The following is a 9,340-nucleotide window of genomic DNA, read 5'->3' as shown; positions in this document are numbered from 1 at the left end:
GCGCAGGAGGCTGCGTCCTGGCCCGGCCAGATGCCGCCAAGGCCCCAATAGACATGCAGAACGGTGATCAGCAGCAGGACAAAGGATAGCGAGAAGGCGAGAAAAATCATGAGCGGAACAGTCGCGAATATTGGGTTTCATGCTTCATCGCCATGACATCGGAGACGAAGGCGCAGCCACCGAGATCGTCGAGTGTCGAGCGCGCGGCGCGGCTTGCGGTCGCCAGGGCCAGCGGCTCGAAGCCGGCTAACAACGTGGTCGCGCCGCTCTGGCCGACGATGCCAAGCCGGATCGCTGCCTGCACAAGGTTGGAGAAGAAGGTTTGCAGGAAGGCTGACAGCGCATCCTGAAGCGCGATGCCGTTGCCACCCGCAATGGCGCCGACGGCGACGCAATAGGCGCATTCGGCCGGCAGGCGCTCCAGCACCGGATTAGGCCAGGCGGCCGCCGCTTTGAGGAAGGCTCCACCCTGGAGCATGGTCTCGGTATGGCGTTCGCGCGAGCCGGCCAGGGCTTCGGCGAGTGCCGCCACTTCATCGAGATCACCGGTGCCGCATGCTCGGCGCCAGCTCTCGGCGAACAGCACGGCGTCGTTCCAGCCCGAGCCCATCTCGACCAGCGTCTCCAGCCAGCCGGCGAGGCTCCCGGCATCGGCAACCAACCCGTCATGCACCGCCCGCTCGAGACCATGGCTGTAGGAAAAGCCGCCGACCGGAAAGGCAGGCGACAGCCACGCCATCAGCCGCAGCAGGGCGATGTTCGAAGGCTGGTCAGTCATGATCGTGGTGATGGCCGGCATGACTGTGCGAATGGGAATGCGCTTCGCCATGAGAATGGCTGTGCGCTTCGGCGTGCGCATGCGCATGGCCGTGATCGTGGCTTTGCCCAGCATGGCCGGAATAGGCGCCGCGCACCGGCTTGAACGGTTCGGAAACGTCGGTCACGGTGGCGCCCAGCCCCTCCAGCATCGCCTTGATGACATGGTCGCGCAGGATGAGGATGCGTCCGGCCTCGATGCCTGCCGCGAGATGGCGGTTGCCGATATGCCAGGCGAGTTCGGCCAGATGCACGCCATCGCGGGCGCGGATGTCGTAGACCTCTTCCGGTGCCGCGATGATCTCGATATGGCCGCCATTCTCCAGCACCAGCCGGTCGCCATCGTTCAAGGCGACGGGTTCGGGCAGGTCGACCAGCACCTTGCTGCCGTCGGCAAGTTCGATGGCCCGGCGGCGCAGATGCCGCTCGTCATGGGCGAGAATGGCCCGGCCGGACGGTAGGGTGGTTCCGGCAGCGCCGGCGGACAGCACCGAGACGACGCGCGGGAATTTGGTGAAGTCGGTGTTGAGGTTGAGTTTCATTTCATGGATTTCCCATTTGCTTGTGCCCGCACACGCGCGATCCAATGGCCTTGTACATGTCGAACCCTGCCTTTCCCCAACAAAGCTAGACCATCGCGTTCGTTCAGACGATGGTGTCGAAGAGCCGCAGGATGAACGATATCTGGTAGATAAGCGCCGCCGTGACAAAGGCGATGTGGAAGCGGCGGTCGCGCACCAGGATCGCGATGATGCAGAGCGCGACGAAGACGGGCGTGCGGAACAGATACTCGCTGCCGAAGCGGGCGAAATGCTCCGGCCCCTTCAGCAGCGTGTCGACCACGTCGAGCAGATAGGTCGCCGCCAGCAGGCCGAAGAACCACGCCCGCCGCGAATAGAAGAAATCCTCGTAGCTGGTGTAGTCCAGCATCGAATCGGGAAACAAAAGCGCGCACAGCAGGAACAGCGTGATCGCGTAGAAAATGATGAACAAATATTTGCCGAAGGTCCAGATCTCGACGGCGTAGAGGCCGAACTCCCACCACCAGAAATGCACCAGCATCAGGAGCACCGAGACGACCCAGGCCAGATGCACGGTATAGAGCTTGTACTGGCCGGGATGCTGGACGATGCGCGCCACCCCCGACAGCAGGCGGGCGACACCAAGCCCGATCACCATGCCCATGACGATGCGGATGTGCGGGAAGATGTCGTGGGCGGAAGCGATTTCGGTGGTCATGCTCGATCACAATGCAGCTGTTGGTTGGCCGCATAGTGCTGCCTTCCACCAAGGGCTGCAACGGATAATGCTCGCCCGGTGGAAGCGCCGCTTCAAAACAGAAAATACCGTTGCGCCATCGGCAGCACCGTCGCCGGCTCGCAGGTCAGCAACTCGCCGTCGGCGCGCACCTCGTAGGTTTCCGGATCGACCTCGACATGCGGCGTGGCGTCGTTGAGCACCATCGAATGCTTGCCGATGCCGCCGCGGGTGTTTTCGACGGCGACGAACTGCTTGTCGACACCGAGCCTGCCATGCAGTCCCGACTCGAGCGCTGCCTTGGAAACGAACGTCACCGACGAGTTGGTCCTGGCCTTGCCATAGGCGCCGAACATCGGCCGGTAATGCATCGGCTGCGGCGTCGGGATCGAGGCGTTGGGGTCGCCCATCGGGGCTGCGGCGATCATGCCGCCGATCAGCACCATGTCCGGCTTGACGCCGAAGAAGGCCGGGTTCCACAGCACCAGGTCGGCGCGTTTGCCAACCGCGATCGAGCCGATGTCTTTCGACAGCCCATGCGCGATGGCCGGGTTGATCGTGTATTTGGCGATGTAGCGGCGGACGCGGAAATTGTCGTTGTTGCCGGTCTCCTGCGGCAGCGAGCCGCGCTGGCGTTTCATCTTGTCGGCGGTCTGCCAGGTCCGGATCGCGACTTCGCCGACGCGGCCCATGGCCTGCGAATCCGACGAGATGATCGAGAAGGCGCCGATGTCGTGCAAAATGTCTTCCGCCGCGATGGTCTCCTTGCGGATGCGGCTTTCGGCAAAGGCGATGTCTTCGGGGATCGACGGCGACAGATGATGGCAGACCATCAGCATGTCGAGATGCTCGGCCAGCGTGTTGACCGTGTAGGGCCGCGTCGGATTGGTCGAGGACGGGATGACGTTGGGCAGGCCGCAGACCTTGATGATGTCGGGCGCGTGGCCGCCGCCGGCGCCCTCGGTGTGGAAGGCGTGGATGGTGCGGCCCTTGATGGCGGCGACCGTGTTCTCGACAAAGCCGGATTCGTTCAGTGTGTCGGTGTGGATCATCACCTGCACGTCGTAATCGTCGGCGACCGACAGACAGCAATCGATGGCCGCCGGCGTCGTGCCCCAGTCCTCGTGCAGCTTCAGCGAGCAGGCGCCGCCCAGCACCATTTCCTCGAGCGCGGCGGGCAGCGAGGCATTGCCCTTGCCCGACAGGCCGATGTTCATCGGAAAGGCGTCGAAGGACTGGATCATGCGGGCCATGTGCCATGGCCCCGGCGTGCAGGTGGTGGCCAGCGTGCCGTGCGCCGGGCCCGTGCCGCCGCCGAGCATGGTGGTGATGCCTGACATCAGCGCTTCCTCGATCTGCTGCGGGCAGATGAAGTGGATATGCGCGTCGAAGCCGCCTGATGTCAGGATCTTGCCTTCGCCGGCGATGATCTCGGTGCCGGGGCCGATGATGATGGTGACGCCATCCTGCGTGTCCGGATTGCCGGCCTTGCCGATGGCCGCGATGCGCCCGTCGCGAAGCCCGACATCGGCCTTGAAGATGCCTGCACTGGCATCGATCACCAGCGCGTTGGTGATCACGGTATCGACGGCGCCTTGCGCCCTGGAAACCTGGCTCTGGCCCATGCCGTCGCGGATCACCTTGCCGCCGCCGAATTTCACCTCTTCGCCATGGATGGTGAGATCCTTCTCGACCTCGATGAACAGTTCGGTGTCGGCAAGCCGTACTCTGTCGCCGACCGTCGGGCCGTACATCTGCGCGTAGGCGGCGCGGGTAATTCTGGCCATCAGCGATTGCTCCCGAAATGCGGTTTGCCGAAATGCGGTTGGATTGAAGCGCGGCTGCACATTGCTGCCATCCTATGGTCACGCAATGACCTGCTGGGCGACACCTTCTGATCCCATTTGGCGGTTGAGGTTAGGGCGTCACCCCAGACCGACCGTTTGCCAATCGATGGAAAGGAAAATCCATGCGCAAAACGATAGTTCTTGCCGCCGCCGCCAGCCTGATGCTGGCGGGCGCCGCCAGTGCCCAGGAGCAACCCGCGCCACAGCCCGCTCCGGCGCCGGCAACGCCTGCTCCAGCCACGCCCCAGGCTCAGCCCGCGGTGCCGACGATCCAGAGCGTCAACATCGTCGACATCACCGAGTTGCCAAAGGACACCCAGACGCAGGTCAACCAGGTGATCGCCCAGCGCGGCGATGACGGCTTGAAGAAACTGCGCAGCTCGATCGACGCCACACCCAAGGTCAAGTCGGCGCTCGAGGCCAAGGGAATGACCTCGGCGCAGGTGGTCGCAGCCAGTATGGAACCCAATGGCGCACTGACCCTGATCACCAAGAAGGCGAGCTGACGCCACGGCATGGCGGGCCGGCATCCGGCCGGCCGGCCGCATCGGGAAAGGAACCTTCGCCGGGCGGGATTCGTTTTGTTCTTTTCGCGCTAACCCGCGCCCCGAAACGATTTCTCTCAGGAGCGAGCGATGGCGATCACTTCTTTCTCGACCAGAATGCAGGCAGTCGCCGCCATGACGTTCCTGGCGGCGGCTGGTGCTGCTGCCGGACTGAAGGCGCAAGGACTGGAAAGCACGGAGACCGTCAATCGCATCGTCGGCTCGCAGGTCAAGCAGGAAGAGGCCAAGGCCAACACTGAGGCCGGCAACGTCAACACGGCGATCGACCGCACGCGTGAAAACATCGGCACGGTGCGCAAGACATCCAAGCTCGACAAGGTCGACATCGTGTTCCTCACCGATGCCGCGCGCAGCGAAGGCGGCCCGCCGCCGGAGATCGAGGCCAAGGTCAAGCAGCATCAGGACGACATTACGGAGCTGCGCAAGGAGATCGAGGCCAACGCGCTGCTGTTCAACGCCATCGAATCGCGGCGCGTGCAGGCGCAGGATGTCCTCGCCGTCGAATTCGACAATCCCGGAAAGATCGTCATCTACGCCGCGGCCAAGCCATCGAACTGAGCTGAGCGCGCCGGAAGATCTCACAGCTTGCCCATCACCTTCTGCTGAAATCCGTAGACCTCGCGCTTGCCGCCGAGCGGCACCAGCGTGACGTCGCGCTCCTGGCCCGGCTCGAAGCGCATGGCCGTGCCCGCGGCAATGTCGAGGCGCATGCCCCTGGCGCGCTCACGGTCGAATTTCAGCCCCTCATTGGTCTCGAAGAAATGGTAGTGGCTGCCGACCTGGATCGGCCGGTCGCCGCTGTTGGCGACTTTCAGGGTGACGGTCTGCAGGCCCTTGTTGAGCTCGATGTCGCCGCCCACCGTGATGATTTCACCGGGGATCATGGTCACCCTCACACGATGCCGAAGGCGAGACCGATGCCGATCGCCGCGCAGGCGGCACCGGCAGCGCGGGCCAGGCCACGAAACCGGATGCCGAGACCGAGACCGGTGGCGATGCCGGTGGCATGCAGCAACAGCGTGGCGGTGGCAAAGCCGGCCATGTATTCAAGCCCGCCGGCATTCTCCGGCACCTCGGTGCCATGCGCGTGGCCGTGGAAAAGTGCGAACAGGCCGATGATGGCGACGCCGGCCGAGACCGGCAGATCGATCGCCAGCGCCACCAGCAGTCCGAGTGTCACGACCGATGCCAGTATGCCCGGTTCGACGAAGGGCAGCGGCATATGCAGCATGCCCAGCGCGCCGCCGACCACCATGACGCCGACAAAGGCAGCCGGCCAGGCAAGAACCGCCTTGCCGCCCTTGAGCGCCGCCCACAGCCCGACCGCGATCATCACCGTCATGTGATCGAGGCCGGAGAGCGGGTGCATGAAGCCGGCCGTGAAGGAGGAGGTGGTGCCCAGGCCGACATGGGCATAGGCCGGCAGGGCGGCGGCCAGCAGCAGGATCGCCGACAGGCAGAGGCGTTTGGCGGATATCATTCTGTTTGCCTTTCGTTTTGCTCGGTCTGGTGTTCACGCCGCCTTGCGGGGGCCGCAGCCTTCGGCCTTGAGTACGCGTTTGCTCGACGCAGGATATTTCTTCAGCATCGCTGCCGGGCGGATCGGCCGCGCCGAAAAACCACCACCGCAATTGGGGCAGATGCCGCCCAACACCTGTTCCACGCATCCGGCGCAAAAGGTGCACTCGAAGGTGCAGATCAGCGCATCCGTCGCCTCGGGCGGCAGGTCCTTGTCGCAGCATTCGCAGTTGGGACGCAGCTCCAGCATCCTGTCCTCCTCAACGGATCGGTTCGTGCACGGTCACCAGCTTGGTGCCGTCGGGAAACGTCGCCTCGACCTGCACGTCATGGATCATCTCGGCGATGCCTTCCATGACTTGCGCGCGGCTGACGACATGAGCGCCGGCTTCCATCAGTTCGGCGACCGGACGGCCGTCGCGGGCGCCTTCGACGACGAAATCGGTGATCAGCGCAATCGCTTCCGGATGGTTGAGCTTGACGCCGCGTTCGAGCCGCTTGCGCGCCACCATCGCCGCCATGGCGATCAGCAGCTTGTCCTTTTCCCTCGGCGTCAGGTTCATGCGTTTCCCTGGATTGGTAGAGGCAGGCCTATAGTGACCATAATTTGGGCAACCCCGCCCTTCCGTTGAGCAATTCGACGAGTGGAACCAGCCGCTGGCGCAGTCGGTAGCCATCCCCGGCGTAGAGCCTCGCAAGAAGCTTGCCAGATTTCTTCACGCACCAGGCGCTGGCGCTGCCCTGGTCGCCGACGATCTCCAGAACCGGATCGAGCAGGGCTTCGGCGCGCGGCGACACCAGAAGCAATGTCGCCACCGCGATCGCGCCGCCGGCAACCGCCGGGCGATCGAGCGTTGCGGCGATATCGGGCCCGATGCGGAAATCCTCGGCATGAACGAGGGCGCCATCCTGACGCACACGCCAGCGGTCATGGAAGTTGCCCTGCGTGGCGCGTTCGCCCATCGCCAGGCGGCCGAAGACGGCGGCTTCCAGCACCAGCGCCTCGGCGCCGACGGCAAGCTCGACGTTGAGCGTACGGGCAAAGGCCGCCCTGTCGAAGACGATGGTTTCCTGCGGCAGCCAGGCGATGCGGCCGTTTTCGCCTACCGACAAATTGACCCGCACTTCGGCATGGTCGGATGCCGCCCGGTAGATCTTCTCGCAGGCCTGCGTGGTGATCGATGCCGAAGCGGCCGCGCCGACATCCACGTCCCAGGCGATACGGTCGCCGCCCGTCATTCCGCCGGCGGTGTTGATCAGCACCGCTTCGAGCGGATCGGCCGAGACGGCCGGCATTCTTATCTTGGCGGCGCCGTCCTGATAGAGGCGCCGCAGGCGCGTGCGGCCCTCGCCAAGCGCGCAGGAAAGCCGCGCCACGCCCGCAACGCGCTGCGTCGAAATCCCGCCATGTTCGCCCATATCCATGCCTGCACGTTAAGCACTCCGGCGGCTTTGTCGATATGGAGTTCGATATAGCTTGTTGCTTGACAACGTTTCGGTTTCTATAGAGGGAACCACCTTGGTACGGTCATGCTGCGCTTGGCGGGGGTATTAAACGACGACGGCGGCTTGATACCAGGAGAAAAAGGGGCGCTGCTCAGTCGGCGTCGGGAAACGCGAGATAGTGGGGAAGGAACCGAATGGCCGACCAGCTGGCAACGGATATCATCGCGAAGATCAAGGCTCATGCCGAGCCGGGCGGCGAAGAAATCACCACCACCACCGAATTGACCTCGCTTGGCATCCATTCGCTCGAGCTGACGGAGATTATCTTCGATCTTGAGGAAGAGTATGGCATCGAGATCGAGATGAACACGGTCGACGCCTGGAGCAATCTGAAGAACGTCGGCGACATGGTCGAAGCTGTGCGCGCGCTGATCGCGAAAAAAGCCTGAACTGAATGCGGCAGCGCGTTGTCATCACCGGCATGGGCGGCATTTGCGGGCTCGGCACCAGCGCGCCCGCGATCTGGAACGAGATGCGCGCCGGCCGCTCGGCCATCGGCCAGATCACAAGTCCCCAACTGCATGATCTGAAGGTCAAGGTCGGCTGCGAAATCAAGACGCTTCCCGATCACGGCATCGACCGCAAGCAGACCGTGTCGATGGACCGCTTCAGCCTGCTGGCGACGATCGCAGCCAGGGAAGCCATGCAGCACGCCGGCCTGGTCTCGACTGAAGCCACCACCTATCGGATGGGCACCGTCGTCGGCGTCGGCGTCTGCGGCTGGGAGGCGATCGAAGAGAGCTATCGCGCCATACTGGTCGAGGGCAAGAACCGCGCTGGCATCTTCACCGTGCCAAAGGTCATGCCAAGCGCGGCCTCTGGCCATGTCAGCATGAATCTGGGCCTGCGCGGCCCGGTCTTCGGCGTCACCTCGGCCTGTTCGTCGTCCAACCACGCCATCGCCTCGGCTGTCGACCAGATCAGACTTGGCCGCGCCGATGTGATGGTCGCCGGCGGCACCGATGCGCCGCTGGTCTGGGGCATCCTGAAGGGCTGGGAAGCACTGCGCGTGCTGGCGCCCGACACCTGCCGGCCATTCTCGGCCGACCGCCAGGGACTGTCACTCGGCGAGGGCGCCGGCATGGCGGTCCTGGAGACGTATGAGCACGCCATGGCGCGCGGCGCCACCATCCTTGCCGAGGTCGCCGGCGCCGGCCTCTCCGCCGACGCCTCCGACATTGTCGCGCCGACCGTCGAAGGGCCGACGGCGGCCATGCGCGCCTGCCTGGCCGATGCCGGCTTCAATCCCGAGGATGTCGACTACCTCAATGCCCATGGCACCGGCACCAAGGCCAACGACCAGATCGAGACGGCAGCGATCAAGCGCGTCTTCGGCGACCATGCCTACAAGCTTTCGGTGTCGTCGACCAAGTCGATGCACGCCCATTGCCTCGGCGCATCGGGTGCGCTGGAGATGATCGCCTGCGTGATGGCGATCCGCGAAGGCATCGTGCCGCCGACGGCCAATTTTCGTGAGGCCGATCCCGATTGCGACCTCGACGTCACGCCGAATGTGCCGCGCGAGCGCAAGGTGCGCGCCGCGATCAGCAACGGCTTCGCGTTCGGCGGCACCAATGCCGTGCTGGCCTTCAAGGCTGCCTGATCTAAGGGGCGGGCGGATCTGCCCCAGGCAGGCCATTCCGTTGACTGTCCGTGCACGATGAAACCCTTCGCCGCCATATTGATCGTGCCGTGCGCCGCGTCTAATCCTTGGCCGACCCGCCAAAACCGCGCCGCTCGGCGCGAATCCTCATCCAGGAGTTTCCATGGCAGACCTGTCCGCCTTTCCGATCGCAACGCGTTGGCCGGCCAAGCATCCGGACCAGCTCC

13 protein-coding genes and 1 pseudogene are annotated in these 9,340 nt (G+C 64.3%); 4 read left to right on the top strand and 10 right to left on the bottom strand.

Features of this window, described 5'->3' with window-relative positions; translation table 11 throughout:
- The 5 genes and pseudogenes from EN994_RS36810 to ureC all read right to left on the bottom strand — a co-directional run.
- A pseudogene (locus EN994_RS36810) lies at positions 1-110 on the bottom strand (DUF3995 domain-containing protein); the annotation flags it as partial.
- Entirely contained in the window at positions 107-778 is a 672-nt protein-coding gene (locus EN994_RS07605; RefSeq protein WP_063170432.1) for an urease accessory protein UreF, read from the bottom strand. The gene EN994_RS07605 and the pseudogene EN994_RS36810, both read right to left, overlap by 4 nt.
- A complete protein-coding gene (gene ureE / locus EN994_RS07600; RefSeq protein ID WP_063169755.1) occupies positions 771-1,358 on the bottom strand; it encodes an urease accessory protein UreE in 588 nt (195 codons plus the stop codon). Before ureE ends, EN994_RS07605 begins: the two co-directional genes overlap by 8 nt.
- A 103-nt stretch (positions 1,359-1,461) precedes the next feature.
- Positions 1,462-2,055, bottom strand: coding sequence for a hypothetical protein (locus EN994_RS07595; protein ID WP_027161070.1), 594 nt, complete (start codon positions 2,053-2,055; stop codon positions 1,462-1,464).
- 92 nt (positions 2,056-2,147) lie between these two features.
- Positions 2,148-3,863, bottom strand: coding sequence for an urease subunit alpha (gene ureC, locus EN994_RS07590; protein ID WP_181172678.1), 1,716 nt, complete (start codon positions 3,861-3,863; stop codon positions 2,148-2,150).
- Positions 3,864-4,042: 179 nt separating this feature from the next.
- Between ureC and EN994_RS07585 the strand changes: the two genes are divergently transcribed.
- Complete coding sequence (locus tag EN994_RS07585; RefSeq protein ID WP_063169756.1) at positions 4,043-4,426, top strand: hypothetical protein; 384 nt, start codon at positions 4,043-4,045, stop codon at positions 4,424-4,426.
- Positions 4,427-4,555: 129 nt separating this feature from the next.
- A complete protein-coding gene (locus tag EN994_RS07580) occupies positions 4,556-5,044 on the top strand; it encodes a hypothetical protein (RefSeq protein WP_027161068.1) in 489 nt (162 codons plus the stop codon).
- 20 nt (positions 5,045-5,064) lie between these two features.
- On the opposite strand, the gene EN994_RS07575 is transcribed toward EN994_RS07580, so the two are convergent.
- Genes EN994_RS07575 through EN994_RS07555 form a run of 5 tightly spaced genes read right to left on the bottom strand, consistent with a single transcriptional unit; the run spans position 5,065 to position 7,423 of the window.
- On the bottom strand, positions 5,065-5,370 hold the full coding sequence (locus EN994_RS07575) for an urease subunit beta (RefSeq protein WP_013528398.1): 306 nt from the start codon (positions 5,368-5,370) through the stop codon (positions 5,065-5,067).
- An 8-nt stretch (positions 5,371-5,378) separates the two neighbouring features.
- Positions 5,379-5,966, bottom strand: coding sequence for a HupE/UreJ family protein (locus EN994_RS07570; RefSeq protein ID WP_063169757.1), 588 nt, complete (start codon positions 5,964-5,966; stop codon positions 5,379-5,381).
- Positions 5,967-5,999: 33 nt separating this feature from the next.
- The gene (locus EN994_RS07565) at positions 6,000-6,254 is read right to left on the bottom strand and encodes a DUF1272 domain-containing protein (RefSeq protein ID WP_027161066.1); all 255 of its coding nucleotides are present in this window, start codon (positions 6,252-6,254) and stop codon (positions 6,000-6,002) included.
- 10 nt (positions 6,255-6,264) lie between these two features.
- Complete coding sequence (locus EN994_RS07560) at positions 6,265-6,567, bottom strand: urease subunit gamma (protein WP_013528395.1); 303 nt, start codon at positions 6,565-6,567, stop codon at positions 6,265-6,267.
- A gap of 28 nt (positions 6,568-6,595) precedes the next feature.
- Entirely contained in the window at positions 6,596-7,423 is an 828-nt protein-coding gene (locus EN994_RS07555; protein ID WP_082826622.1) for an urease accessory protein UreD, read from the bottom strand.
- A 221-nt stretch (positions 7,424-7,644) separates the two neighbouring features.
- Here EN994_RS07555 and EN994_RS07550 point away from each other — a divergent pair, with 221 nt between their 5' ends.
- Together EN994_RS07550 and EN994_RS07545 are read left to right on the top strand one after the other, a co-directional pair.
- Entirely contained in the window at positions 7,645-7,899 is a 255-nt protein-coding gene (locus tag EN994_RS07550; protein WP_013528393.1) for an acyl carrier protein, read from the top strand.
- Between the two features lie 5 nt (positions 7,900-7,904).
- Positions 7,905-9,113, top strand: a complete 1,209-nt coding sequence (locus EN994_RS07545; RefSeq protein WP_063169759.1) for a beta-ketoacyl-[acyl-carrier-protein] synthase family protein — start codon at positions 7,905-7,907, stop codon at positions 9,111-9,113.
- Positions 9,114-9,340: the final 227 nt, after the last annotated feature.

Source organism: Mesorhizobium sp. M7A.F.Ca.CA.002.09.1.1 (genome assembly GCF_003998555.1).
GTDB lineage: Bacteria > Pseudomonadota > Alphaproteobacteria > Rhizobiales > Rhizobiaceae > Mesorhizobium > Mesorhizobium ciceri.
This window is presented reverse-complemented; position numbering and strand designations above follow the sequence as displayed.

Bases quoted from the DNA above. Each gene is read 5' to 3' on its own strand.
- EN994_RS07605 (WP_063170432.1), bottom strand. From the start codon at position 778: ATGACTGACCAGCCTTCGAACATCGCCCTGCTGCGGCTGATGGCGTGG.
- EN994_RS07570 (WP_063169757.1), bottom strand. From the start codon at position 5,966: ATGATATCCGCCAAACGCCTCTGCCTGTCGGCGATCCTGCTGCTGGCC.
- EN994_RS07575 (WP_013528398.1), bottom strand. From the start codon at position 5,370: ATGATCCCCGGTGAAATCATCACGGTGGGCGGCGACATCGAGCTCAAC.
- EN994_RS07595 (WP_027161070.1), bottom strand. From the start codon at position 2,055: ATGACCACCGAAATCGCTTCCGCCCACGACATCTTCCCGCACATCCGC.
- EN994_RS07550 (WP_013528393.1), top strand. From the start codon at position 7,645: ATGGCCGACCAGCTGGCAACGGATATCATCGCGAAGATCAAGGCTCAT.
- EN994_RS07560 (WP_013528395.1), bottom strand. From the start codon at position 6,567: ATGAACCTGACGCCGAGGGAAAAGGACAAGCTGCTGATCGCCATGGCG.
- EN994_RS07580 (WP_027161068.1), top strand. From the start codon at position 4,556: ATGGCGATCACTTCTTTCTCGACCAGAATGCAGGCAGTCGCCGCCATG.
- ureE (WP_063169755.1), bottom strand. From the start codon at position 1,358: ATGAAACTCAACCTCAACACCGACTTCACCAAATTCCCGCGCGTCGTC.
- EN994_RS07555 (WP_082826622.1), bottom strand. From the start codon at position 7,423: ATGGGCGAACATGGCGGGATTTCGACGCAGCGCGTTGCGGGCGTGGCG.
- EN994_RS07565 (WP_027161066.1), bottom strand. From the start codon at position 6,254: ATGCTGGAGCTGCGTCCCAACTGCGAATGCTGCGACAAGGACCTGCCG.
- EN994_RS07585 (WP_063169756.1), top strand. From the start codon at position 4,043: ATGCGCAAAACGATAGTTCTTGCCGCCGCCGCCAGCCTGATGCTGGCG.
- EN994_RS07545 (WP_063169759.1), top strand. From the start codon at position 7,905: ATGCGGCAGCGCGTTGTCATCACCGGCATGGGCGGCATTTGCGGGCTC.